Here is a 25,629-nt window from a genome sequence, read left to right as displayed (position 1 = left end):
TTCCCTCCCCGCTTTCTTGCGATCGGGGGAACCAGGTGTCCGTCCTATGTGGCGACCAGCTGAACCATCCCTTCGAAGCGTTTCGAAGCAGCGTCCCTGCCGGTGACGCCGCATATATGGAGGGGATTCTCTACCGTCAAACGGTTTTTGCAATTTTGTTGCGCGGCTTCTCGAACCCGAGGTTTTCTGCGGGTTTCGTCAATGCCTCAGGCATTCTGCCGGCTTCCGCCTTTTGAGAATCGCATGAGAATCGATTCGGATGGGGCAATTCCTGTCGGAAAAGAGGGCCCCGAACCCTACACGGCGGCGGGAACGGCCTGCGCTTCCTCGACATCCTCTGCGGTTGCGTGCGGCAGGACGAGGTTCAACAGGACAGCAAGAAACGCCGCGGGCAGAACGCCCGAGGCAAGCAGCACCTTGGCGGTCTGGGGCAGATGGGCCAGCGCCTCCGGCTCGAGCTGCAGGCCGAGCGCAAGCGAGAGGCTCACGCCGAAGATGAGCATGTTGCGCTGATTCCATTCGACGGTGGCCAGCATCGACAGCGCCGCCGAAGCGACCATGCCGAACATCACGATCACCCCACCGCCGAGCACCTCGATCGGAATGGTGGTGACCAGTGCGCCGATCTTCGGCACCAGGCCGCAGACGACCAGGAACACGGCACCCAGCGTGACCACGTGCCGGCTCATCATCCCGGTAATGGCGATAAGGCCGACATTCTGGCTGAAGGTCGTGTTGGGCATCGCACCGAACGCTGCGGCGAGGGCGGTGCCCACTCCGTCGGCAGCAACCGCGCCCTGGAGTTCGGCATCGCTCGCGCGACGACCCGCCGTGCCCTCGCAGATCGCCTCGACATCGCCGATCGATTCGATCGAAGACACAAAGCCGGTCAGCACGAAGCCGATCACCGCCGAGGCGGAGATGGCAAAGCCGAACGGAAATGGCGCGGGTAACATGGCCCAGTGCGCCTCTGCCACCGGAGCGAACGAGATGCGGCCGATCGCGAAGGCGACGACGTATCCGGCAAGCAGGCCGAGCAGAACGGAGGCGGTCGACCATATGCCGCAGGCAAAGAACTTTAGACCGAGCGTGGCGACGACGACGACGCCGGCGAGCAGCCAGCTCTGCGCCGATCCGAACGCGGGCGTCCCGATCGCCGGAACGCCGCCGGCCGAGTACTGCACGCCGATCCGCATCAGCGACAGCCCGATCATCAGGACGACGAGGCCGGTGACGAGCGGCGGCAGGGCAAAGCGGATGCGGCCGACGAAGCGGCTGAGCCCGGCATGGACCAGCCCGCCGGCCAGCGCCGCCGTGAACAGTTCCGCCATCGCGGCGGGACCGCGCCCGGCAACGATCGGGATCATGATTGGAATATAGGCAAAGCTCGTCCCCTGCACGAGCGGCAGGCGGGCACCGACGCGGCCGAGGCCGACCGTCTGCATCAGCGTGGCGAGCCCTGCGAAGAACATCGACATCTGGATCATGTAGATGAGCGGCGCGGGGTCTGCCGAACCGAAGCCGAAGCCGGCAGCCCCTGCAACGATGATCGGCGGCGTGAGGTTCGAAACGAACATCGCAAGGACATGCTGGATGCCGAGCGGGATCGCGCTGGCGTAGCCGGGGAAGTAGTCGGGATCGCGCTTCTGTTCGCGGGTGGCGACGGACTTGCGCCCAACCAACGTGCGCTCGGCTCCCGACATGGACGGCTACTCCTGCATGAGCCGGGCAAGCGAGGCTTGCGCGGCGGCGATGATGCGATGGCGTGGGATGCGGACAAGTTCGCCGCCACGGACGACCGCCCTTCCCTCGACGAAAAGGTCGCGGACCTGATGCGGGGGGGCGAGAACCAGCGCGGCGACCAGATCCCAGGCGCCGGTCGATGCGGGCTGCGCCATGTCCCAGATCGCGAAGTCGGCGCGAAAGCCTGCGCGCAACTGGCCAAGATCGCTGCGACCAAGCACTTCGGCACCGCCGCGCGTGGCGATATGCAGCGCTTCGCGCGCCGCCATCGCGCCCGCACCGTGGCTCACACGCTGGAGCAGCATGGCCTGCCGGGCTTCGCCCAGCAGATTGGCCGCGTCGTTGGAGGCGGATCCATCGACGCCGAGACCGACGGGCACGCCCGCATCGCGCATGGCCAGAATCGGCGCGATGCCCGAACCGAGCCGACAATTGGAGCCTGGGCAATGCGCGACCCCGGTGCGCGTTCGCGCGAACAGGTCGATCTCGGCGTGGTCGAGCTGGACGCAATGCGCGTGCCAGACGTCCGACCCGGTCCAGCCAAGCTCCTCGGCGTATTGTCCCGGACGACAGCCGAACCGTTCCAGGCTGAACGCCACATCGTCGGCATCTTCGGCGAGATGGGTGTGGAGCATCACCCCCTTGTCGCGCGCGAGCAGGGCCGCATCGCGCATCAGGCCCTGGCTGACGGAGAACGGTGAGCACGGCGCAACGCCAACGCGGACCATCGCGCCGTCGGCGGCATCGTGGAAGCGATCGATCACGCGGATGCAGTCGGCAAGGATCGCATCCTCGCGCTCAACCAGGCTGTCGGGCGGCAGGCCACCCAAGCTCTCGCCCACGCTCATGCTGCCGCGCGTCGCATGGAAGCGCACCCCGATGCCCGCGGCGGCATGGATCGTATCGTCGAGCGTCACGCCGTTCGGGAAGAGGTAGAGGTGGTCCGAACTGATGGTGCAGCCCGAAAGCGCCAGCTCGGCGAGGCCCAGCTGCGTCGCGGCGAAGACATCGTCGGGGGTGTAGCGCGCCCAGACCGGATAGAGCCGCTTGAGCCAGCCGAACAGCGAGGCCTCAGTCGCGCCCGGCAGGGCGCGGGTGAGCGACTGGTAAAGATGGTGGTGGGTGTTGACGAGGCCGGGCGTGATCACGCAACCCTGCGCCTCGACGATCGTATCGGCGTCGCGCGCGAAAGCGGCAAGCTCCACGGTGGTGCCGACCGCGACGATCACCCCGTCGCGGAAAGCCATGGCGCCGCCAGGAATTTCTCGGGCGGCATCGTCCATCGTGGCGACAACGGCAGCGTTGCGGATAAGCGTGAGCGCCACGGTTCCGGTCCGCCCTAGCCAGCCGTGCTCATTTGGGCGGGGCCTTTTCGTAGCGATCCCAGTGGGTGGTGATCTCATCGACCACCTTGCCGCCGACCAGATAGAGGCTTTCGAGTGCGGCGGTCATCCCGGCATAGCCCTGGTTCTCGCTCAACAGGTAGGGTGCCGGGGCGACGCCCGGTGGCGGCATAGTGAAGTTGCTGCCCGCGCGCAGCACCATGACGCGGTTGCGATCGGCGCGGCCGACGCGGGTGAGGTACTCGATCGACTGGAACGTGCCGGTTTCCTCCATCGCCGACGTGACGAATTCACCCTGCCCGCGCGTCCAGAAGCGGGTCCAGTCGTTGGCCCAATCGGTCAATTTCGCGCCATGCCAGAAGGTCATCGCGGCAAGGTTGTCACCCTTCAGCACGAAGGGCGGCTTCTGCGCGTTGGGATAGCCGACATAGTGGGCGCGGGCGGCCGTGATCGTCGCATCATCAGGCAGCTTCACGTCCTTGGTCAGGGCAAAGGCCCAGTCGCGCAGCGCCGCGTTCAATTCGAACATCTCGCCATTGACGGGATCGAGCGGCGTGGGATCGGACGGACCCTTGCTGTGCAGGGCGAAGTAGCCGGTTTTCCAGTCGGCCGGAATCTCGCGCGCATCGATTTCGTGCGCGATGTCGCCATCGACGAGGAAGCGCGCCCAGGCGGCGGAACCGACCGAGGCATCGGCAGGGTCGATCCCCGCGATACCCGCGACGAGCCAATACGCCTTCGACAGATCCAGCCGATCATCGAGGCCGAGGGCGAGCGCGGCAGTGGCCGACTTGATCGAGCCCATGCCGGTGACGATGGCGAGCACGCCGGTCTGGGGATCGTAGGCGAGATCGTGCCAGCCCTGCGGGAAGGGCAGCGTGACGTCGAGCTTGCGGCGTTCCTTCCAGAGCTGGAATTCGCCGGGCTTGTCGCCGGTGTCCTTGCCGATCTCGAACATCGTCACCACGACGACACGTACCGGAAGCCGGGCAGCACATGGCCGGGCTGGCGCGCAGGCCTTCACCCGGGCGACGAGCGCCGGAGGGGCGACAGGGGTTGCAAGGCCCGGCGAAACCGTCGCGAAGAACGCGCCGGCAAACAGAACGGCCCAGGCCAGCAATTGCATCAATATAACCTCGAAACTTTAAAACATCGCGGAGAAAGGGGACGCCTCTTGCGAGAGACGCCCCCTGCCCCGCGTCAGGACATCAGAACTTGTAGACCACCGAAGCCTGCCAGCTGCGCGGACGCTCGGGCAGAGCGATCGTGCTGCCGAACAGTTCGGTGAAGTTGGCACGGAAGTACTTCGCGTCGGTCAAGTTCTTCACGACCGCGCGGAACAGCCACGGGCCCGTGGCGTAGGACAGGCTTGCATCGACCAGGGTATAAGCAGGAAGCTTTACTACCTGCGACTGGCCCGAAAACACCGACGGGACATGGGTGATGCTCCCCGCGACGGCGAGGCCATTGTCGAACGAGTACGTCGCCGTTGCCGAATAGAGATCCTCGGGGATACCAGCGCGGCGTGAGGCCTCCTTGTTCGCGATAGGCACAAGACCGATAGGCTGCCCGCCGAGGAACAAGGCCGGGTCAAGGCCCTTCAAGTCTTCGATGCCGAAGAAGCTGAACAACGCACCACTGCCGATGGCCGTGAGGTTGTAAACCCTTGTCTTCGTGTAGTTGGCGGTAAGCAGAAGGTGCTTGTCGACCGACCAGCGGACTTCAGCTTCGATGCCCTTGGTCTCGACAGCTTGGTTGGTGACGATGGCCTGCGAATTGCGGTCGGTGCGGGTCTGCTTGTAGATCGACAAGGCGGCGTAGAGGCGGTTGTCGAGGAACGTCCCCTTAACCCCGCCTTCGTAAAGCTTCGAGGCGCTGATGAAAGCTCCCGAGGTCACGTCGCCGGCATAGATTTCCGCGCCCTGCCCAGCAACAACCGTCGATTGCCGGGAAATCGTCACGTAAGGAACCAGGCCGAACGGCGTCTTGTAGTTGGCGCTGGCCGACCACGACCATGCGCCCTTGCCACCACGCGCACTGGCTGCCGAAGACGGATCCTCAAGCTTTGCCGCGATGTCGACGGTAGTCACTTTCAGGTAATCGTAACGAGCGCCGAGCGTGAGATCGAGGCCGAAGTTGAAATCGAGGTCCGCCAGACCGGCCAGCCCAATGTCGGAATAGTGACCCTTGAGATACGACGTGTAGTTGCAGTCGCATTCGGTGGAAAGCAGGCGATCTGACAAGGCGTCATAGCCCTTCGTCAGATCGACACGGTGGAAGTACTCGTAGTTGAAATCGTCGCCATGCTTGAACCTCGTGTAGCGGAACGAGGGCGAAGCCTGAATCGCGAATTTTCCGACATCGGTCCGGAAGGTTTTGGAAATGACGATCTTGTCTTCAATCACCCACGAATCATGGAATTGCGAAAATCCATAAGTATTCTCGTTGATGTTTGTGTAGCCGTCATAGAACAACTGGTTCTTGATTTCGAAATCTTCGCCAGCGTCAAAGATCAGGTCCAGATACCCCGTTTTAGCCGTGTTATCGAGCCGGTCATTCTTTCCGGTCAGCGTATCCCGGCGGCTGAGCTTGGCCGTGCCAACGTTGGTCAAGCCCATATCCGGATAGACCGCTGCAAGGCAGGCGTTGGTCAGCCCCCCGAAGGGATTGGAGAACGGCGGTGTAGAACAAAAGGCACTCCCGAACGGGTTGAGCCCAAGCCCGCCATTGGCTGCAGCCGCCTCGCCGTGCGAGATCTGGCCGTCACCATTGGTGTCGAGTGGCTTTGCCGAACCCGTGATATACGTGCCGTTGTCGACCAGATCCTGCGTCAGACGGTTCCAGCCGCCGTTCTGCTGCCCCTTGAAATCATGGTACATTCCGCCGAATTCGAGGCGCAGGTTCGAAGCGAGGTCGGTGTCAAAGGCAGCCTGCAGGATGGTCTGTTTGGTGCTCATGTTGCGGTAGTAACTGCCCGAATCTTCTACTTCCGCATAAAGGCTGTACCCGAACTCCTGTGTGCCGAGGTGCCCCGGCCCCCGAATATCCGCCGAAAGGACGTGCTTGCCCCAGCTGCCGCCAGTGTAGGTTACTTGGCCCGCCGCACTGTCCATGTACTTGCCGTTGGCCACACGAGCCGATTTGGGCACGAAATTCATGTAGCCACCGGTCTTCGACGGACCAAAGATCGGCGATGCAGGGCCTCGCACGATGTCGATGCGATCAGAAGCGCCGATCGGCGTGGGATAGTTGCCGGGGTTGTCAAGACGACGCATGCCGCGGAAATAGACTTCGCCAGGTGTGCCGCGAATGTCCAAGGCGCCGCCGACACCAAAGAAAGAGTTGGTAAACGTTCCGGGCGACTGCGCCACGAGGTCGTAAATTTCGGTGATACCGAAACGCTCCATTTGCTCCTTCGAAATGGAGGATGCGGATCGCGGCGTTTCCACAAGGTTCTTGTCGAAGCCGAAGACCGTGCCGACGTCCTTCAGCGGCAGCGCGTTGAGCGAGCCGGTGACGACGATCTCTTCCTTCGGATCGTCGGCAGGCGCGGGCGCGTCCTGCGCGAGGGCCGGGGCCGACATCGCGGTACAAGCGAGCAGCCCTGCGGCAAGGATATGGCGACGAAGCCGCGCTTGCAGCGCAGCATCAACGGTTTTCATACGAGCAGTCATGGTTTCAAACCCCCCTGTTGATGGCGGCAGGGAACCCTTGGATTCCCGCTGCACATTTGATTGCCAAGCGCCTCTCCCCAAGCGCATGCCCTATCCCACTCAATCATGCTGCATTGCGGCATGCCATACGTCAGATGCGAACATGTGAAACTTTTCTTGCAGCTGCGGCTTGCACGCCACAGTCATGACTTGCGCGAAGCGACCGCCAACCGATCGCTCTCGAACTTTGCGAAACGCGCCTCCAAGTCGGCTTCCAGCCGGGCCTTCTCGTTGCGTTCGAGGAACCGGGCGCAGGCGGGCGCGGCAAGGTCGGTCCCGCACGCATCCACCGGACGCAATGCCGCGAAATCGGTCCAGAGGCTGTTGCCTGGAAGGAAAGCGTAATGAAGTCCGCTGCGGGCAGCCTGCTTGAGCGCGCGGTAGTCGAACCCCTGTTCGCGCGCGGCGCGGACATATTCATTGGTCATGTCCGAACGGAGCACGCCCTGATCGTCCGTGGACAGGACCACCGGCACGCCGTGGTCGCGATAAAGCTGCACGGGATGGTCCGCCCCGTGAACGCCAAGGATAACGTCGTTGCTGGTCAGATTGATCTCGACCGCAACGCCATCGCGAGCCATGCGCGCCATGGTCGCTTCGGCGTCATCCTCGAACGCGATGTCGGTGCCGTGGCCAATTCGTTCGGCTCCCGCATCGAGCGCCTTGCCTATGTGGTTTCGCAGTTCCGCAGGCGGCACAAGACCGAGCGTCAGTTCGCCAGCGTGAAGCGTACGGCGGACGTGGGGATACTTCGCCTCGAGCAGGCGGAACATCGCCATGTGCAGGTCGTAGTCCCGCAGCGCGACCATCGCATCTTCGGGCATGACGATGTTGACGCCGACGAAGCGCGGGTCCGCATCGGCCATCATGAAGCCGAGGATCAGCGAGCGGAATACCTGCGTAGGCGGCAGGGCGCGCATCGCCTGGAAAAGGTAATGGACAGAAACGCCGCACCCTGGATCAGGATGGGCGCCGGCGCAGCCAAGCACGGCCGCAGACGTCGCTTCGTCTGTGGTCAGTTCGGCGCGCGCCTTGGCGAGCAGCGGCTGCAACGCCGCGATCTCGCCATCCAGCCGCGCTGGCAGATCGCGCTCGGTCAGGACCCCGGCAGGGGCGGCAAGTACCGCGTCCATCAGCGTGGTCGTGTTGTGGTCCAACTCCAGGTAAGAGAGGTTGTCACCGGCGGCGATCGCGCGAGCGCTGGCCAGCATCTTGCTTGCCGACTGCGACCCGATCGGGCCGAAGCGCGCGAACGAGCGGAAGAACTGCGTGTGCCCGGTGGCATCGTTGCGCCCCACGCCCCGCTGCCAGCCCCGCGTGGAAAGCGCATGAACCAGCCGATCATAGCCGAACTCATCGTTCTGGCTGAACGTTGAGAGCTTGCGGTCCTCGGCGCAAGGCGGTGATGCGACCGACAGGCCATCGGCCGACACACACAAGCCGGCCTCGGCACCCCAGCGCAGGTAATCCTCAGCGTAGATCGCTCCACCGAGGTGGTTGTGGAGATCGCCCCCCTTGGGCATCGGCCGCAAAAAGACGCGCAAGTGCGTCGGGCTTTGGCGGGCAGCCTCGAACAGGGAGGAGACCGCCGCCTCGCGCGCCGGGTCCAGCGGAAGTGGACGAGCAAGCGAGACGGCGGGCAATAGCGCCGCAAAAACTGCCGAGAGGGAGAGGATCGACAGCGACTTCACGGCGCAAGCAATGGTGCGATGCAGGCGAGTGGGGCGAAAGGCCGGGACACGGTGCAGGCAGCGATCTGCATCGACCATTCCCCTGTCATGTGCGCCCCCGTTCGTTTTGCACTGCATTCTAAAAATGCGGTAGGGCTGGCCTAGGGTCTTGACCCTTCGCTCGCAACTGCAATGATTCCGACGCTGCGTTGCAAAAAATAGGTAGGCCTGACAATGCCCGCGTTCTCGCGCTTTCTTCGTTACTTCATGGCCGTGGGCCGGCTCGGCTCGATCCGAAAGGCGGCGGACGAACTCAATGTCTCGGCCTCGGCAATCGATCGGCAGATCCTGAATGTGGAAGCCGAAATCGGCATGCCGCTGTTTGAACGACTGCCGACGGGCCTGAGGCTAACCGCTGCAGGCGAGATCATGATGGCCGCAGGGGGGCGCTGGCAGAAGAGCCTTTCGGAAGTGCGCGCGCAGATCGAGGATCTGCGGGGATTGAAACGCGGCCATGTCGAGATCGCGATCATCGACGCCTTGGCCAAGGGCGTGATCCCGGCTGCAATCCAGACGATCCAGAGCCGCTATCCCGGCATCTCGATCGCCGTGCGGGTGCGCGGGAACGACGCGGTGCGACGGATGATCGCCAGCAACGAGGTGGACTTCGGCATCTTCTTCGACCCCGAATCCTATCGCGACATCACCGTCCATGCCTTCGCCGACGTCCATCTGGGCTTCGTCACGCCGGTGGGTCACCCTTTCGCCCAGCAACAGGAAGCGCGCTTTTCCGCCTGTATCGGATCCCCGGTGGTGGTTCCTACGCATCCGCTGGCGGTGCACCAGCAGGTTCTCGTGCTGGAAGGCACCACGCGCGCGACGCTCGACAAGAAGGTGTCATCTGACGATATCCAGATGATTACCTCGCTCGTGCAGCAGGGGGTCGGCATCGGCATTCTCACTTCGCTCGACGTCATGACCGAGGTACGCGCAGGACGGCTGGCCTTTACCCGAATAAGTGATCCAGTCCTGCGCCCGATGACGCTGGCGCTTTGCACGGCGGCAGCGCGGCCACCGTCCTACGCCGCAGACATCGTGCTGGGCGAGATCCAGACCGCCTTTGCGCAGTTTGCCTGGCCCGCCGCGATCCAGCCGCAGGTGATGGCGGAGGAAGTCGACGGGGGATGACCAGACGCGAACCCATTGCCGGAATCGCCGGAAAACGGTAACCGGGCCGCTTTCCCGCAATCGTTGACGGACCTTCTTCAGGCCATGACCCACACTTCCGCCCCTGTTCTCAACTACATCGCCTACGAGGACTTTCTCACCAAGGCGCGCGGTCTGTCGAAGACTCTGGCGACGGGTTCGTGGAAGCCGGACTTCATCATCGGTATCGGTCGCGGTGGCCTCGTGCCGGCCGTCTACATCAGCCACGAGTTGCAGGTGCCGATGCTGTCGATCGACCATTCGTCGAAAGTGCCGGGTTTCGCCGACGAATTGCTCGGCAAGGTCGCGACCAAGTCGAGCGAGGGCACGCGGTTGCTGTTCGTGGACGACATCAACGACAGCGGCGGCACGATCGTCTACATCCGCAAGCTGCTGGCCGATAACGGCTGCAATCCCGAAAACCTCAAGTTCGCGGTGCTGATGGACAACATCCGTTCGCAGGTCCGGGTAGATTATGCCGCCGAAACGATCGACCGCGCCGAGGACAAGCGCTGGTTCGTGTTCCCTTGGGAAGCGGTGATGACCGCCGAGACCCTGACCGAGGAAGCCCAGGCCGTTCCCGAACGCCTTGGCTGAACCTTAACGTCGGGCGAGAATGCGCTCGATCAGCGCTTCCATCTTGGGCACGTCGATGCTGCGGACGATGTCCGCCTGGCCCTCGTCCAACCCCGGGCGGTAGGCGTCGCGCCATGTCAGCATGTCGCCGTAGCCCGGGCCGAACTGGGTATCGAAATCATACCACAGCCGCTCCTTGTCGGTGACGAGCGAAGGGTCGAGCCAGACGGCGGCGGCGATTTCGTCCCACATCGGAAAGCCCGGCTCCATGCGCCGAATCATCGCCGCCACCGGCGGTCGTGCCGCCTTCGCCAGGCGATCGACCAGAGCCGGGGTAAGCTGCGTACCGGTCGAAGGATCGACCGGGACGATCGTCACCTTGGGCCAAGGGGCGTGCGAAACCATGCTCGCCGCTTCCGGATCGAAGCGAATGTTGAATTCGCGGCGCGGTGTGTTGACGAATTCGCGCGCGAAATCGGCGGCGGCGCGGTTGTCGAGCGTCTGGCGCGGATTGAGGCTGCCGCCCATGACGACCAGTTCCTTGACCAGCGACGCGAATTCGGGATCGAGCCGCTGCGCCAGCGCGAGATTGGTCAGCGGCCCGCAGGCCATGATCGTGACCTGGTGGGGATGCGCGCGGACCATGCGGACCATGAACGCAGCGGCTGGCTCGACCAGCGGCTTCAGCTTGGCGTTGCCCCACGGCAAGTCGACCGGGTCGAACGGACTGTGATAGGGCGGCGTCGATTGCGCGGTGGGTTCGGCCCACTGCTTCATGAACGCGCCTTTCCAGGTGAGCTTGCCGTAGAGCGCTTCCCACCGCTCGGTTCGCGCTTGGGAATTGAGCAGCGGGAAGGTCGCGCCCTGCGCCACCGGCACTTTTTCGTGTCCGGTCAGTTCGAGCCCGCGCAGCGCCATGGCGGTGGCGCGATTGGCCCAGACGTTACCCGAAACGCTGGTCACGCCGACGACTTCGGTGCCGGCATCCTCCAGCAGCATCAGGTGCATCAGCGCGAAGCCCTCGTCGTCGATGATCACCTTGCGGCGGGCCTCCTGCGCCTGCGCGGGAGAGAGGGCGGCGAGGAACAGCGCAAGGGCAGCGAGAAGGCGGCGCATGGAACTCCTCAGGTTGCGTGTGCCGCGTAGGCGTCAATGGCGGCAAGATGCATGGCGACGGCCTCGGGCGGCAGGAACGAGCCGGTGAAGCTGTTGCGTGCGAGTTGGACCAAAGCCTCGCGCGACAGCCCCCGCGCGCGCGCAACCGCGCGGTAGTTGTCGGCGACATAGCCGCCGAAATAAGCCGGATCGTCCGAATTGATCGTCGCCTTCAGCCCTTCGGCGAGCATGTGGTCGATCGGGTGATCGGCCAGGTCGCCCACCACGCAGAGCTTGTGGTTGGAGAGCGGGCAGACGGTCAGCGTCATGCCCTCGCCCGCGAGGCGCTGAACCAGCGCCTCGTCCTCAAGTGCGCGGTTGCCATGGTCGATGCGATCGACGTGGAGCAGGTCGAGCGCTTCGTAGACATAGGCAGGCGGCCCTTCCTCCCCTGCGTGCGCGACGAGCTTGAGACCCTTGGCCCGCGCCGCGGCGAAGACGCGGGCGAACTTGGACGGCGGGTGGCCGATCTCGGAACTGTCCAGCCCCACGGCGGCGATCCGGTCGAGCCACGGCTCGGCCATGGCCAGCGTCTCGAACGCGGCCTCTTCAGACAAGTGGCGCAGGAACGACAGGATCAGTGCGCTGGTCAGTCCATGCTTGGCTTCCGCCTCGGCCATGGCGGACAGCAGCCCTTCGATCACGGCGGCAAAGGCAATGCCGCGATCGGTGTGGGTCTGCGGATCGAACATGATCTCCGCATGGCGCACGCCATCGGCCGCCGCGCGGTCGAAGTAGGCCATGGCGAGATCGTGGAAGTCGGCCTCGGTCAGCAGCACGCTGGCCCCGGCGTAGTAGATGTCGAGGAAATCCTGCAGATTGGAGAAGGCGTAGGCCGCGCGGACATCCTCGACGCTGGCGTACGGGATGGTCACGCCGTTGCGTTCGGCCAGCGCGAACATCAGTTCGGGTTCGAGGCTGCCTTCGATGTGCAGGTGCAGTTCGGCCTTGAGCAGGCCGGCGATGAAACGGTCGAGGTCGGTCATGGCGCCGATCCTAGCGCATCGCGGTCCCATGCGCAGCGGCCGAGCACGTAAGTCTGGCGCACGGTACGGTCATCGCCCAGCACCTGCATGGCGAACAGCCGTTCGGCGAGGCTGGCCCCGGCGGTGCGGCGCGCAAGCAATGGTGTTGCGCGATCATCGAGCACGACAAAATCGGCCTCCTGCCCTTCGGCCAGAGCGCCGACCTTGGCGTCGATGTGCAGCAGCCGGGCGCTGCCCCCCGTCGCCAGCCAGAGCGCGCGGAAGGGGTCGAGACGGTAGCCCTTGAAAAGGCCCGCCTGGTAGGCCGCGCCGCCATTGTGGAGCAGCGACAGGCTGGTGCCCGCGCCGATGTCGCTGCCGAGCCCAAGCCGCACCATGTGGGCTTCGGCCTGGGCGAAATCGAACATGCCGGAGCCGAGAAAGAAGTTCGACGTCGGGCAAACCGCGATGCCGGCTCCGCTTTCGGCAAGTCGCGCGCAAGAGCGGTCTGGCAGATGCACGCCGTGGGCAAAGACCGACCGGTCTGTGACGAGGCCGAACCGGTCGTAGGCATCGAGATAGTCGGCGGCGTCCGAAAAGCGCTCGGCGACTTCGGAAATCTCGCGCACGTTCTCTGCCAGGTGGGTGTGGAGGAGGACGCCCGGGTGGTCCGCCAGCAAGCGCCCGGCGATGGCCAGCTGCTCGTCGCTCGATGTGAGGGCGAAGCGCGGGGTAACGGCGTAAGTCAGCCGGGCCCTGCCATGCCACTTCGCGATCAGCGCCTCGCTTTCGGCCAGCGCGCTTGCCGGATCGTCGCGCAGGCCTTCGGGCCCGAGGTCCATCAGCACCTTGCCGCAGGCCATGCGCAGATTGCGCCGCTCGGCCGCCGCGAAGAACGCGTCGACCGAGGCGGCATGGACGGTTGCGAAGACCAGCGCGCTGGTCGTGCCATGGCGCAGCAGCTCACCGAGGAAAGCTTCAGCCACGCTTCCCGCGTGACCCGCATCGGCGAAGGCCTTCTCCGCCGGGAAAATATGCCGGTCGAGCCAGTCGAGCAGTTGCTCTCCGTGGCTGCCGATGCGGTCGAGCTGGGGATAATGGACGTGCGCGTCGATGAAGCCGGGGACGACGAGGCCGGGCAAGTGTTCGACCTCCACGCCCGGGAAGCGCGGCAGAACATCATCCGCAGCGCCACGCGCCACAATCACCCCGTCCTTGATCACCAGCACGCCGTCCGGATCGTGGCGCACCGCGTCCGGCGCTTCGGCGGGATCGTGGGCGAGGCTGAGGATCTCGCCGCGATAGGCGTGGAGCGTCATGCCGCTTCCATCGCCCGCATCTGCAGCAGCTGCGCGAGCACGGCGATGGCGATGACGTCCGGTTCCTTCCCTGTCACGCCGGGCAGGCCGATCGGGCAGGTCAGCCGCCCACGCGCCTGTGCGGACACGCCATCGCGTTCGAGCCTCGAGAGAAAACGGGCGCGCTTCGTCAGCGAACCGATCAGTCCTATGAAGGCGACCGGCGGGCGCTCGAGCGCGGCGCGGGTCAGGCGATAATCGAGCCCGTGATCGTGCGTCAGGATGACGATGGCGGCATCTTCGGGCGCTTCGGCCACGCATTGTTCGATATCCGCTTCCGGCACGATGGCGACGCCGTCGATCGTTTCGAACAGGGGGCGGGTATCGAACCAGGCGAGCCGGACGGGCAGCCCGGCGGCGTGGCGGGCGATCGCCTGGCCCACATGGCCAGCGCCGAACAGGTACAGCGGGCGACGGGCAATGCCGATGGTTTCGGCAAGCCGCATGCCTTCGCGCGGACGGTCACCCCGCGCCGAAAGCGCCGTGGCGGGGCCATCGTCCACCAGCCGCTCTATCCGGCCCGGCTTGAGCAGGCTGACGAGCGTGCGTCCTTCGGCAGCATCCGCCAGCCAGCCGAGCGCTTTGCGGTCGAGGTGTTCGACCAGCACGCGCACGCGCCCGCCGCAGCACTGGCCCAGCAGCGGCCCCAGCGGATAGTCCTGTACCCGCCATGTGCCCGGTGCGTGGGCCAGGATAGCGCGCGCCTGTTCGATCACGCGCAGTTCGAGCGCGCCGCCGCCGATCGTGCCGTATTCGCCCAGTGCGGTCACGACCATGCGGGTGCCCGCCCCGCGAGGCGCGGAACCTTCGGTCGCCAGCACGCTGATCAGCGCGAGCGGCTCGACGGGCGCGTGATCGCGGATATGGGCGAGCCAGTCAGTCACGCGGCCCGGTGCCCCGCAATCGCGCGCAGGACGGCTTCGGGGGTTGCCGGGGCATCGAGCGGCGGAAGGTCCGCCTTGTCGGGCGTGGTGGCGGCGATGGCAGCGGAGATCGCGCAGAACACCGAATTCGCCAGCATCAGTGGCGGCTCCCCCACCGCCTTCGAGCGGTGGATGGTGGGCTTCAGGTTCTCGCCGTCCCACAGGTCGATGCGCAGCCGCTTGGGCCGGTCGCTGGCCGTCGGGATCTTGTAGGTGGCCGGCGAATGGTTGAGCAGCCGCCCTTTGGCATCCCATTCGACCACCTCGGTGGTCAGCCAGCCCTGCCCCTGGACGAAGCCGCCTTCGATCTGGCCCCGGTCGATCGCGGGATTGAGCGAGCGGCCGACGTCGTGGAGGATGTCGACGGCAAGGACCTTGTGCTCGCCCGTCAGCGTGTCGACCACCACCTCGCTCACCGCCGCACCATAGGCGAAATAGTAGAACGGGCGGCCCTTGTGGCTCGGCCGGTCGTAGGCGATGTCGGGCGTGGCGTAAAACCCGGTCGAGGACAGCGAAATGCGCCCGAGGTGCGCGCGCCGGGCGGCATCGCCGAACGCGATAGTCTCGCCGCCGACGACAACCTCGCCCCTGGCAAAGCGCACTTCGTCCGGCGCGCAGCCGTAGGCGCCGGCAAGGAAGGCGGCCATGCGGTCCCGGATCGCCATCGCCGCGTTGTGCGCCGCCATGCCGTTGAGGTCAGCGCCCGAAGAGGCTGCGGTCGCCGATGTATTGGGCACCTTGTCGGTGCGCGTGGCGGTGATCCGCACCTGCCCCACGGGCACGCCGAAAGCGTCGGCGACGATCTGCGCCACCTTGATGTAGAGCCCCTGCCCCATCTCAGTCCCGCCGTGGTTCACCTGGATCGAACCGTCGGCATAGACGTGGACCAGAGCGCCCGCTTGGTTGAGGTGGGTTGTCGTGAAGCTGATGCCGAACTTCACGGGCGTGAGCGCGATGCCCTTCTTGAGCACAGGGTTCGTCGCATTGAACGCCGCGATCGCCGAACGCCGCGCATCATAATCCGAAGTTTCGCGCAGGCGGGCGATCAGTTGCGGCGCGATGTTGTCCTCAACCGGCATGCCATAGGGCGTGACGTCGCGCCCCCGACCGTAGAGATTGCGCGCCCGCACCGCCAGCGGATCGAGCCCCAGCCGCGCGGCGACGTGATCGCACACGCGCTCGATCGCCAGCATCCCCTGCGGACCGCCGAAGCCCCGGAAGGCGGTGGCGGAAACGGTGTTGGTCTTCAGCCTTTCGGACAGGATCTCGACGTCGGGGAGGAAATAGCAGTTGTCGGCATGGAACATCGTCCGGTCGTTGATGCCTGGCGACAGGTCCATCGTCGCGCCGCAACGCGCCGAAAAGCGCAGTTTGACCGCGAGCAGGCGGCCTTCGTCGTCGTGTCCCGCTTCGTAGGCGACTTCGAAATCATGGCGCTTGCCGGTGACGATCATGTCGTCGTCGCGGTCGCAGCGGAACTTGGCGGGGCGGCCCGTGTGATGGGTGACGAGCGCAGCGGCGGCGGCGAACAGCGCGGCCTGGCTTTCCTTGCCGCCGAAGGCACCGCCCATCCGCCGCACCTCGACCGTCACGTCGGCGCTGGGCTTGTTCAGCAGGTGGGCGACGAGATGCTGCACCTCGCTCGGGTGCTGGCTCGAACTGACGATGTGGATCTGCCCGTCCTCGCCGGGGCGCGCGAGGCCGATCTGACCTTCGAGATAGAAGTGGTCCTGCGCGCCGATCCGCAGCGTGCCCGCCAGCCGATGTGGCGCGGTGGCGAGCGCGGCGGCGGCATCGCCCTGCGCCATGCGCTGGTCCGCCTCGATCCGGCTGTTTTCGGCGCGGGCCTGGTCGACCGTCACCATCGGAGGCAGCGGCTCGTAGGTGACCTTGCCGAGGCGCGCCGCCTTGCGCGCGGCAAGACGGGTGGTCGCGGCGACGAGGAACACGGGCTGGCCGTGGCTGATCACCTCGGCATCGGCCAGGACGCGATCGTCGTGCGCGATCGGGCCGACGTTGTTCTCGCCCGGAATATCGGCGGCGGTGTAGACCGCGACGACGCCGGGGAAGGCGCGGACTTCGGATAGATCGATGGCGGTGATCCGCGCCCGCGCTTCGCTGGAAAAGCCGAAGGCGAGGTGCAGCATGTCCGCTGGTTCCGGCTCGTCATCGGCATAGCGGGCAAGGCCAGCGACATGCAGATGCGCGCTGTCGTGCGGGTTGGAAGGCTTAGTTGCGACCGGCCAGAGCGGTGCGGCTTCGGCGTTCATCCGGCGATCTCCAGCACCGAAACGGGCACGCCCTGTTCGCGATGCCACAGCCGCCACAGCAGCGCCCTGGCGGCTTCGATGCGATAGGCGGCGCTGCCGCGAACGTCGGTCAGTGGCGCGAAGTCTTCGCCCAGCGCGGCGGCGGCGGACGCGATGGTCGTTTCTTCGAATGGCTGGCCGATCAGGGCCGCCTCACAGGCAGGCGCCCTGCGCGGCGTCGCGGCCATGCCGCCGAAGGCCACGCGCGCGGCGACGATCGTGCCCTGATCGACTGTCAGCGCAAAGGCGCCGAGCACGGCGGTGATGTCGCTGTCAAAGCGGCGCGAAAGCTTGGAAATGTGAACGCGCGTAGCCGCATCGGGGCGCGGCACGAACGCGCTTTCGACGAATTCGCCTGCGCGGCGGTCCTGCTTGCCGTAGTTGAGGAAATAGTCCTCAAGCGCGATCGTCCGGCGCCCTTCGAGCCCGCGCAGCGTAAGCTCGGCGCCCAGCGCGATCAGCGCTGGCGGACCATCGCCGATCGGCGAGCCATTGGCGATATTGCCGCAGACGGTGGCCGAATTGCGCACCTGCAAGCCGCCGATGCGGCGGACAAGCTCGCCAAGGTCAGGGTGCAGCCGCGACAGCGCCGGATGGGCCTCGGCATAGCGCACGCCCGCGCCCAGACGCACGCCGGCATCGCTCTCCTCGATCGCCTTGAGGTCCGCCACGTCGCCGATGAACACGAGCGTATCGAGATCGCGCAGGCCCTTGGTCACCCACAGTCCGACGTCGGTCGCGCCGGCGACAATGCGCGCTTGCGGGTATTCGGCCAGCACGGCGGCGAGTTCGTCGGACGAGCGCGGGGCGAACCAGAGGCGGTCGCCGAACGTGCCGCTCGCGCCATCCGCGCCAAGCGCCCGAAGCGCGGCGAGTGTCGCACTGTCGTCCTGCGCGAGGCACGCGACCTTCTCGCCCGCTTCGACGATCGGACCGTATCCGGTACAGCGGCACAGATTGCCGGCGATCACGTCCGCCACCGGCAGTTCGCTGCCGAGCGCACCGATCGCGCGGCCGTGCAGCGACATGACAAAGCCCGGCGTGCAGAAGCCGCACTGCGACGCCCCGTTGCCCGCCATGCAGGCCTGCAGCGGGTTGAGTTCACCTCCCTGCGCCAGGCTTTCCACCGTCATCAGCGCCTTGCCGTGGATCATCGGCAGAAACAGGATGCAGGCGTTGACCGCGCGCCACGCGACGCACTCGCCCGCCGCTTCGCCGACCAGCACGGTACAGGCGCCGCAATCGCCTTCGGCGCAGCCTTCCTTGGTGCCGGTGCGGCGCAAGGCCCCGCGCAGATAGTCGAGCACGGTGCCGGTGGGATCGGGCTCGGCGATTTCCACCACCTGCCCATCGAGTACGAAGCGTACCGCCATGCCTCAGCTACCCCGGTAGGTCGAATAAGCGAAGGGCGAGACGAGCAGCGGCACGTGATAGTGCCCTGCCTCAGCCATCCCGAACGCGATCCGCACTTCGTCGAGGAACGGCGGATCAGGCAGCGCGACGCCCTCGCCCACAAAGTAGGCGGCGACCTCGAAGGTCAGGGCGTAGCGGCCCGGCGACAATTCGGGCATTCCCGGACAGCGGCCATCGTCGTTGGTCTGCCCCGTGAACAGAGCCACGCCAAAGGCGTCCTCCAGTCGCAGCTTCACGCCGGCGGCGGGCCGACCGTGCATGGTATCGAGGACATGGGTCGAAAGCGTGCTCATTGCGGGGTTCCCGCCGCGATCCAGCGGCCGATGGTGTCGCGTTCCTCGCGCGTGATTCCGGTCGTGTTGCCGAGCGGCATGATCTCGCTGTCGACGGCAACCTTCTTCACGCGGGCCGCATAGATGCGCGCATGCTCGTAGCTGTCGAGCTCAACCCCAAGCGGCGGCGCGGTGAACGCGGCATTGCTCGGATGTTCGGCGTGGCAGGCGAGGCAATGCCTGGCGAAGATCGGCTGGACGCTGGCGTAGCTGGCCGGGGCAGCATCGGGAGCGGCGGCCTTCGCCTCGGCCGGCAGCGTCAGCTTCTCGGCCGAAACGTAGGTCACCATGACCAGGGCCATTGCGCCCGCCACCAGCATCGCCCGGCCGGTCGACGCACCGCGATGGCGCAGGTTGAAGACATGGCGCACGGCAACCCCGGTCAGGCCGATCAGCGCCAGCACCAGCCATGGCCGCGCCGCGCCATAAGTCATCGCGTAGTGGTGGCTGATCATGATGAACAGCACCGGCAGCGTCATGTAGTTGTTGTGGAGCGATCGCTGCTTGGCGGCCTTGCCCAGCGCGGGATCGGGTTCGCGCCCGGCCATCAGCGCGGCGACGACCTTGCGCTGGTTGGGGATGATCACGAAGAACACGTTGCCGACCATCGCCGTGCCCATGATCGCGCCGACGTGCAGATAGGCCCCGCGCGCGTTGAACACCGAGTTCAGGAACCACGCCGCAAACATCAGGAAGGCGAACCAGACCACCCCTACCACGCGGTTGTCCTTGCCCAGCGGCGAACGGCACAACACGTCGTAGAAACCCCAGCCACCGGCAAGTGAGACGAGGCCAAGCATGATCGCGTCCGATGCGGTCAGGCTGGACTTCGCCGGATCGAGCAGGAAGCTGGACGCGCCGACGTAATAGACCAGCACCAGCAGCAAGAAGCCGGTGATCCAGGTGGTATAGGCCTCCCATTTGAACCAGTGCAGGTCCTCGGGCATGTGCGCCGGGGCCACCTGATACTTCTGCTTGTGGTAGAACCCGCCGCCGTGGACCGACCAGACCTCGCCCGAAGCATCACCCTGCTTCGGCGGCACGAGATGGTTGTCGAGCCAGACGAAATAGAAGGACGAGCCGATCCAGGCGATGCCCGCGGTCAGGTGGAACCAGCGGACCGCAAGGTTCAGCCATTCGAGCAGGTCGAAGGTCATGCCTGGTCCTCCAGCCGAAGACGGACGATCTCACCGATCTGCGCGATCGCGGTGGCGATCTCGGTTTCGCGGTCGTTGCGCAGGCGCTGCTCCATGGCCGCGAGAATGCCCGCCTTGTCGGTCAGGCGGACGCAGATGATGAAGGGGAAATCGAAGCGTTCGCGATAGGCGGCGTTGAGCGTGTGGAACCGGGCGAATTCCGCCTCGCTCAGCCGGTCGAGCCCGGCGCTCGCCTGCTCGGCGGCCGAGGCAGCGGTCAAGGTGCGGTCGATCGCCGCTTTCCCAGCCAGCTCCGGGTGCGCGCGGATCAGCGCGAGCTGTTCATTAGCCGAGGCGGCGTGCACCACCGCCATCAGATCCGCATGGCGGTTGCCGGTCGATGGCCGCGCATCGGCGCGCGCTTCGACCCACGGGCTGTGTTCGAACAGCGCGGTCATGACGTCGTTCCTTCGAGGCTGACGTGGGCCGAGACGACCTTCCAGCCGTCGTCGAACCTGACCCAGGCCTGCGATTGCCGCCCGCGACGATCGGCGCCTTCGCGGAAGAATTCCGCATCGGCCGTGGCGAAACGATCGCCGTAAACGGTGATGGCCACGTGGCCGAGCCGCCGCTGGGGCGATCCGCCGCGCCCCTTGCGGAAATCGCGGATCGCATCGATCCCCCACAGCACTTCGCCCACGCCGAAGCGGTTGGTCGTCGGCGCATCGTGGAACAGCGCGTCCATCGCGGGAATGTCGTCGGCCATGAGCGCGGCTTCATAGGCATGGAACGCGGCGGTCACTTCGGCGAGGAGAGCGGGGTCGTCGATTCTCATGCCGCCTCTTCGACGTAGGGGTGCAGGTCCATCCAGTGCCGGGCGATGTCGATCCGGCGGGCGATCCAAGCGTCACCGCTGGCGATCACATGGTCGACGAACCGCGCGACGGCGCGGGCGCGGGCCGGGCGCCCGGCGATGCGGCCGTGCAGGCCCACCGACATCATCCGCCCGCCTTCCGCGCGCAACTGCTCGAACGTGTCGCGCAAGTAGCGGAAGAACTGTTCGCCTTCGGTAAAGCCGTTGAGCGCGACCATCTTCATGTCGTTGGCGTCGAGCGAATAGGGCACGATCAGCTGCGGCTTGCCATGGCGCGCATCCCAGTAAGGCACGTCGTCGGCGTAACTGTCGGCATCGTAGAGAAAGCCCCCTTCCTCTACGACAAGGCGCGCAGTGTTGGGCGAGATCCGCCCCTGGTACCAGCCCATCGGTCGGCTTCCGGTAACCTGCGTGTGCACCTCGATCGCGCGCGCGATATGTTCGCGTTCGACATCTTCGGGCACGTACTGGTAATCGATCCAGCGATAACCGTGGCTGGCGATCTCCCAATCGGCGGCAAGCATCGCCGCGACCGCCGCCGGGTTCATCGCCATCGCCGCCGCCACGCCGAACACCGTCACCGGCACGCCGCGCTCCGTGAACAGGCGGTGCAGGCGCCAGAAACCGGCGCGGCTGCCGTATTCGTAAAGGCTTTCCATCGCCATCGCGCGCGCCGGATGGGAACCTGCGCCGACCATGTCGGACAGGAACGCTTCGGAGCCCTTGTCGCCATTGAGCACGGAATTTTCCGCGCCCTCCTCGTAGTTGATCACGAACTGCACGGCGACACGCGCCCCGCCGGGCCAGGCAGCCTCGGGCGGCGTCGGGCCATAACCGACGAGATCGCGCGCTTGGGTCACGCCGCCTCCCACGCCGCCAGCGCCGCCGGCACGGCCTCGCCCAGCGGAAGGCTGAACCCTTGCGCCTTCAGGCAGGCCTCAAGCGCTCCGAGCGTCAGCAGAACCTTGTGCTTCATGGCATTGTAGCCCATCGCGCCCAGCCGCCAGATCTTGCCCTGCAGCGGTCCGAAGGCGGTGCCGATCTCGATCTCGAAGTGTTCGCGCATCATCGTGCGCACCGCTTCGCTATCGATCCCTTCGGGGATGTACACCCCGGTCACGTTGGTCATGCGATAGGCATCGTCGCCATATACGGTCAGGCCCAGCGCCCGCGCGCCCGCCGTCATCGCCGCGCCCGCCTTGCGGTGCCGGGCAAAGCGCGCGTCCAGCCCTTCACCCAGCGCCACCCGCGCGCATTCGCGCGCGGCATAGAGCATCGACGTCGCCTCGGTATGGTGGTTCAGCCGCTTGTCGGACCAGTAGTCCATGATCATCGCCAGATCGAAGTAGTTGGACGGAATCCGGGGGCCTGCGCCATCGACGATGTCGGCCCGGCGGATGCCCTGTTCGACGTGCCGCCGCGCGAAGATGCGGGTGGCCGCGCGGTCGGAGACCGTGATCGGGCCGGAACCGGAAGGGCCGCCAAGGCACTTCTGCAGGCCGCCGGTCACGATATCGACGCCCCAGCGATCCGCCGCGATCTCCATTCCGCCCAGCGTCGCGCAGGCATCGACATAGAGATAGGCGCCCGCCGCCTGGCACAGCGCGCCCAGCCCTTCGAGCGGCTGCGCCATCGTGGTCGATGTATCGCCGTGGACGGTGGCCACGACCTTCGGCCCGACCCGCTCGATCGCCTCGGCTATCGCTTCGAGCGGCACGACTTCGCCCCATGGCGCGCTAACTGTCTCGATCTTCGCGCCCAACCGGTTGAGGATTTCTGTCAGAAGCAGGCCGAAGCGGCCGAAATTGACCACCAGCACCGTGTCGCCCGGTTCGACCAGACTGACGAGCGATGCCTCGATCGCCGCGCGGGCAGTGCCGTCGATCAGCATGGTCCACTGGTTCTGCGTCCCGAACACCGGGCGGTAGAGCGCCATGACCTGGTTCATGAAGCCGGTCATCTCGGGATCGAACTGACCCAGCAGATCGGCCGCCATCGCGCGCAGCACGCGAGGATGGGCGTTGACCGGCCCAGGCCCCATCAGCAGACGCTGCGGCGGGTCGATGTCGCCGAAATAGGTCGGGTCAAGCGGCTGCATGCAGGGCTCCCAGGCGGTCGATGAAGCCGAGGATGACCCGCAGCGCCACTTCGGCGTCCACCGGATCGACATGTTCGGCAGGATTGTGGCTCACCCCGCCCCGGCACCGCACGAACAGCATCGCGGTGGGGCAGAGCGCGGCCATGATCATCGCATCGTGACCGGCGCCGGAAACGAGGCGGAAGGGCTTGTGGCCTGCAGAGTGAATGGCGGCGTCAAGCAGATCCATCAACGCGGGCGCGCACGGGCTGGCGGGCAGGTCGTGGACCTTGCGCACGGCGAGGCCGAGATCGCGGGCATCGGCTATGCGCCGGAAACGACGCAGGATTTCGTCGGCCGCGCGATCGCGTCGGGCTTCCGAACCAGAGCGGACATCGAGCGTGAAGGCGCATTTCCCGGCGATGACGTTGGCGGCACCTGAAGGTACCTGCACGATGCCCACGGTGGCTACGACGTCCCCCAGGCTGTCCTGCGCGACCGTTTCCGTCGCCAGAACCATCTCCGCCATGCCGGCCACCGCGTCGCGCCGCAGACCCATCGCGGTGGTGCCGGCGTGACCGGCGCTGCCGATCAGTTCAACCTCGTAGCGCATCTGCGCGGCGATGCCCGTGACCGTCCCGACCGCGAGCCCCTGTGCTTCGAGCACAGGCCCCTGCTCGATATGCGCTTCGAGATAGGCGAACACCGAACCGCGCGGCCGGGCGGCCGAGGGGTAGGCGGTGACGTCCAGCAGATCGCCCAACGCCACATCATCGCGATCGCGGACATCGAGCGCGGCGGGATCGAGCGTGCCGGCAACCGCGCGACTGGTCAGCATCGCTGCGGGAAAGCGCGATCCTTCTTCGTCCCCGAAGGCGATGACCTCGATCGGGAAGGCCATCCGCTTGCCTGCGGCATGCAGCGCGCCGACCGCCTCGATCGCGAGCATGACGCCGAGCGGGCCGTCATAGGGCCCGGCGTTGCGCACGCTGTCGATATGGCTGCCGATCAGCAGTAATGGCGCGTTCGGATCGTCCCCTTCGTAGCGCCCGACGAGGTTTGCCGCCGCATCGCGCGACACGGTCATGCCCGCATCGCGCATCCATTCGGCGATGCGATCCTGCGCGGCAAAGAACGCGGGCGAAAGGTAGGTCCGGGTCAGTCCTTCCGCGCTTTCGCTGAACGGCGGACGGGTGAGCGCATCGCAGCGCACCACCGCACGCGCGCCCCCGGCCTGCGTGGCTTGGGCTACCATGCGGCCACCTTACCATCGCTGCGCGGGTCGGTCGCGCCATCCAGGCGTCCGTCGGGATGGCGGACGATGGCGCCGGCATGCCCCATCGTGGCGGTCAGCGGCCCGACCCGCTCCACTTGGTGTCCCGCGGCGGCGAGCGCGGCGTAGAGGCTTTCGTCGAAACCGTCTTCGAGCTTCAACGTGGTCGACTGGTCGCCCCAAGTCCGCCCCAGCAGCCAGCGCGGGGCCGAAATCGACGCCTGCAGATCGCACCCGAAACGGGCGTAGCGGCTGAACAGCGCGGCCTGGGTCTGCGGCTGCCCTTCGCCACCCATCGTGCCGTAGGCCATGATCCGGCCATCATCGAACCGCGCGAGCGCAGGATTGAGCGTATGGAACGGCTTGCGCCCGGGCTTGAGCGCATTCCAGCCTTCATGGGCGAGCCGAAAGCTGCTGCCCCGGTTCTGCCAGGTGATCCCGGTCCTCGGCAGCACCAGCCCCGAGCCGAATTCGAAGTAGGTCGACTGGATCGCGCTGACCACGCGACCTTGCGCATCGGCGGCGCCGAACCAGCAGGTATCGCCCCATTGCGCCGGCTGCGGCCAGGGCAGAGCGGCAGCGGGGTCGATATTCGCCGCAAGCGCATCGAGCGCGGACGTGTCGGATAGCAAGGCCTGCCAGTCGAATGGACTCCACGCAGAATCGCCCAGGTGCACGTCGCGCAGCAGGAACGCCTGCTTGGTTGCCTCGACGAGTCCGTGGACATGATCGAAGCCGTCGGCCTCACTAGCCGCAAGCCGGTTAAACAGGGCAAGGATCATGAGCGATGCCGCCCCTTGGGTCGGCGGCGCGCTGTTCCACAACTGCACGTCACTCAAGCGGGTGGTGAGCGGTGCGGGCCGCGTGGCGGCATGGGCCGCGAGGTCAGCGGCGGAAACGGGGCTTCCCAGCGCGGCGAGATCGGCGGCGATATCCTCGGCAACCTCGCCGGTGTAGAAGCTGGCAAGCCCATCCTCGCAAAGGCGGCGCAAGGTCTGCGCGAGCAGCGGCTGGTGCAGCACCTCGCCTTGGCGCAAGGGCCGCCCGTCGGGCTCGAACGTTGCGGCATAGGCGCCCGGCTGCACGCGCAGTTCCGGGCCTTTGCTCACCGCAAGCGCGGCGTGCCCTGCCGTGACGGCGATTCCGGCCTCGGCATGCGCAATCGCATCGCGCAACAGGCGCGCCAGCGGCAGGTTGCCGCCACCGCTCGCCAGCGCTGCCTCCCAAGCCGAAATCGTCCCGGCGACGGTGTTGGCGGCGAGCGGCCCCCGGAACGGCACCGTATCGAGCCCGTCGTACAGGTCGAGCGTGGCCGCACCAGCCGCGCCGCCGCAGCCGTGGATGCCATGGACCGCCCCTTCGGGTTCGGAAATGACCCAGAAGCCGTCCCCCCCGATGCCGGTCATGTGCGGATAGACCACCGCAAGGCACGCCTGCACGGCGACCGTCGCTTCTATGGCGTTGCCGCCGTCCTGCAGGATCGAAAGCCCCGCCTCTGCCGCAAGGTAGTGCGGCGCGGTGACCATGCCCTTCGATCCGGTGACGGTGGAAAGCCCCATCGGG

Annotated in this window: 21 protein-coding genes; 2 read left to right on the top strand and 19 right to left on the bottom strand. The window is 66.2% G+C overall.

The features are described from left to right. Positions 1-296 precede the first annotated feature (296 nt). From HHL27_RS00620 to HHL27_RS00600, 5 genes are all read right to left on the bottom strand, one after another. Positions 297-1,703, bottom strand: coding sequence for a uracil-xanthine permease family protein (locus HHL27_RS00620; protein WP_169491455.1), 1,407 nt, complete (start codon positions 1,701-1,703; stop codon positions 297-299). A gap of 6 nt (positions 1,704-1,709) precedes the next feature. Next, entirely contained in the window at positions 1,710-3,068 is a 1,359-nt protein-coding gene (locus HHL27_RS00615) for an 8-oxoguanine deaminase (RefSeq protein WP_338114785.1), read from the bottom strand. A gap of 28 nt (positions 3,069-3,096) precedes the next feature. Further along, positions 3,097-4,212, bottom strand: a complete 1,116-nt coding sequence (locus tag HHL27_RS00610; protein WP_169491453.1) for a purine nucleoside permease — start codon at positions 4,210-4,212, stop codon at positions 3,097-3,099. 82 nt (positions 4,213-4,294) lie between these two features. Then, positions 4,295-6,760 (bottom strand): TonB-dependent siderophore receptor, encoded by a 2,466-nt coding sequence (locus HHL27_RS00605; RefSeq protein WP_169491452.1) that lies wholly within the window; start codon positions 6,758-6,760, stop codon positions 4,295-4,297. Positions 6,761-6,942: 182 nt separating this feature from the next. After that, the gene (locus HHL27_RS00600; RefSeq protein WP_169491451.1) at positions 6,943-8,568 is read right to left on the bottom strand and encodes an adenosine deaminase family protein; all 1,626 of its coding nucleotides are present in this window, start codon (positions 8,566-8,568) and stop codon (positions 6,943-6,945) included. 135 nt (positions 8,569-8,703) lie between these two features. Here HHL27_RS00600 and HHL27_RS00595 point away from each other — a divergent pair, with 135 nt between their 5' ends. Beyond that, positions 8,704-9,657 carry a LysR family transcriptional regulator gene (locus tag HHL27_RS00595; protein ID WP_169491450.1) on the top strand — a complete coding sequence of 318 codons (954 nt, stop codon included), beginning with the start codon at positions 8,704-8,706 and terminating at the stop codon, positions 9,655-9,657. Between the two features lie 84 nt (positions 9,658-9,741). Beyond that, positions 9,742-10,272: a phosphoribosyltransferase gene (locus tag HHL27_RS00590; protein WP_169491449.1), complete on the top strand. Its 531-nt coding sequence runs from the start codon at positions 9,742-9,744 to the stop codon at positions 10,270-10,272. 3 nt (positions 10,273-10,275) lie between these two features. Here HHL27_RS00590 and HHL27_RS00585 read toward each other — a convergent pair whose 3' ends face one another. The 14 genes from HHL27_RS00585 to HHL27_RS00520 are packed head-to-tail and all read right to left on the bottom strand — an operon-like array spanning position 10,276 to position 25,625. Then, entirely contained in the window at positions 10,276-11,367 is a 1,092-nt protein-coding gene (locus HHL27_RS00585; protein WP_169491448.1) for a nucleoside hydrolase, read from the bottom strand. Positions 11,368-11,375: 8 nt separating this feature from the next. Then, positions 11,376-12,392 carry an adenosine deaminase gene (locus tag HHL27_RS00580; protein WP_169491447.1) on the bottom strand — a complete coding sequence of 339 codons (1,017 nt, stop codon included), beginning with the start codon at positions 12,390-12,392 and terminating at the stop codon, positions 11,376-11,378. Then, a complete protein-coding gene (gene guaD / locus HHL27_RS00575; protein WP_169491446.1) occupies positions 12,389-13,690 on the bottom strand; it encodes a guanine deaminase in 1,302 nt (433 codons plus the stop codon). Before guaD ends, HHL27_RS00580 begins: the two co-directional genes overlap by 4 nt. After that, positions 13,687-14,613 carry a xanthine dehydrogenase accessory protein XdhC gene (gene xdhC / locus HHL27_RS00570; protein WP_169491445.1) on the bottom strand — a complete coding sequence of 309 codons (927 nt, stop codon included), beginning with the start codon at positions 14,611-14,613 and terminating at the stop codon, positions 13,687-13,689. Before xdhC ends, guaD begins: the two co-directional genes overlap by 4 nt. Beyond that, positions 14,610-16,922 carry a xanthine dehydrogenase molybdopterin binding subunit gene (gene xdhB / locus HHL27_RS00565; protein ID WP_169491444.1) on the bottom strand — a complete coding sequence of 771 codons (2,313 nt, stop codon included), beginning with the start codon at positions 16,920-16,922 and terminating at the stop codon, positions 14,610-14,612. The genes xdhC and xdhB overlap by 4 nt, the downstream gene beginning before the upstream one ends. Next, positions 16,919-18,334 (bottom strand): xanthine dehydrogenase small subunit, encoded by a 1,416-nt coding sequence (gene xdhA / locus HHL27_RS00560; protein ID WP_169491443.1) that lies wholly within the window; start codon positions 18,332-18,334, stop codon positions 16,919-16,921. Before xdhA ends, xdhB begins: the two co-directional genes overlap by 4 nt. A gap of 3 nt (positions 18,335-18,337) precedes the next feature. Next, entirely contained in the window at positions 18,338-18,667 is a 330-nt protein-coding gene (uraH, locus tag HHL27_RS00555; RefSeq protein WP_169491442.1) for a hydroxyisourate hydrolase, read from the bottom strand. Further along, positions 18,664-19,863 carry a urate hydroxylase PuuD gene (locus HHL27_RS00550; RefSeq protein ID WP_169491441.1) on the bottom strand — a complete coding sequence of 400 codons (1,200 nt, stop codon included), beginning with the start codon at positions 19,861-19,863 and terminating at the stop codon, positions 18,664-18,666. Before HHL27_RS00550 ends, uraH begins: the two co-directional genes overlap by 4 nt. Next, positions 19,860-20,300 carry a 2-oxo-4-hydroxy-4-carboxy-5-ureidoimidazoline decarboxylase gene (gene uraD / locus HHL27_RS00545; RefSeq protein ID WP_169491440.1) on the bottom strand — a complete coding sequence of 147 codons (441 nt, stop codon included), beginning with the start codon at positions 20,298-20,300 and terminating at the stop codon, positions 19,860-19,862. The genes HHL27_RS00550 and uraD overlap by 4 nt, the downstream gene beginning before the upstream one ends. After that, positions 20,297-20,677 carry an oxalurate catabolism protein HpxZ gene (gene hpxZ, locus HHL27_RS00540; RefSeq protein WP_169491439.1) on the bottom strand — a complete coding sequence of 127 codons (381 nt, stop codon included), beginning with the start codon at positions 20,675-20,677 and terminating at the stop codon, positions 20,297-20,299. Before hpxZ ends, uraD begins: the two co-directional genes overlap by 4 nt. Beyond that, positions 20,674-21,576: an allantoinase PuuE gene (gene puuE / locus HHL27_RS00535; protein ID WP_169491438.1), complete on the bottom strand. Its 903-nt coding sequence runs from the start codon at positions 21,574-21,576 to the stop codon at positions 20,674-20,676. The genes hpxZ and puuE overlap by 4 nt, the downstream gene beginning before the upstream one ends. Further along, positions 21,573-22,814, bottom strand: coding sequence for a pyridoxal-phosphate-dependent aminotransferase family protein (locus HHL27_RS00530; RefSeq protein ID WP_169491437.1), 1,242 nt, complete (start codon positions 22,812-22,814; stop codon positions 21,573-21,575). Before HHL27_RS00530 ends, puuE begins: the two co-directional genes overlap by 4 nt. Then, positions 22,801-24,048: an allantoate amidohydrolase gene (locus tag HHL27_RS00525; protein WP_169491436.1), complete on the bottom strand. Its 1,248-nt coding sequence runs from the start codon at positions 24,046-24,048 to the stop codon at positions 22,801-22,803. The genes HHL27_RS00530 and HHL27_RS00525 overlap by 14 nt, the downstream gene beginning before the upstream one ends. After that, positions 24,042-25,625 (bottom strand): gamma-glutamyltransferase family protein, encoded by a 1,584-nt coding sequence (locus HHL27_RS00520; RefSeq protein WP_169491435.1) that lies wholly within the window; start codon positions 25,623-25,625, stop codon positions 24,042-24,044. Before HHL27_RS00520 ends, HHL27_RS00525 begins: the two co-directional genes overlap by 7 nt. Positions 25,626-25,629: the final 4 nt, after the last annotated feature.

Source organism: Novosphingobium olei, from assembly GCF_012927405.1.
Taxonomy (GTDB): domain Bacteria; phylum Pseudomonadota; class Alphaproteobacteria; order Sphingomonadales; family Sphingomonadaceae; genus Novosphingobium; species Novosphingobium olei.
Note: the sequence above shows the minus strand (reverse complement) of the source record. Positions and strands in the feature narration are given on the sequence as shown.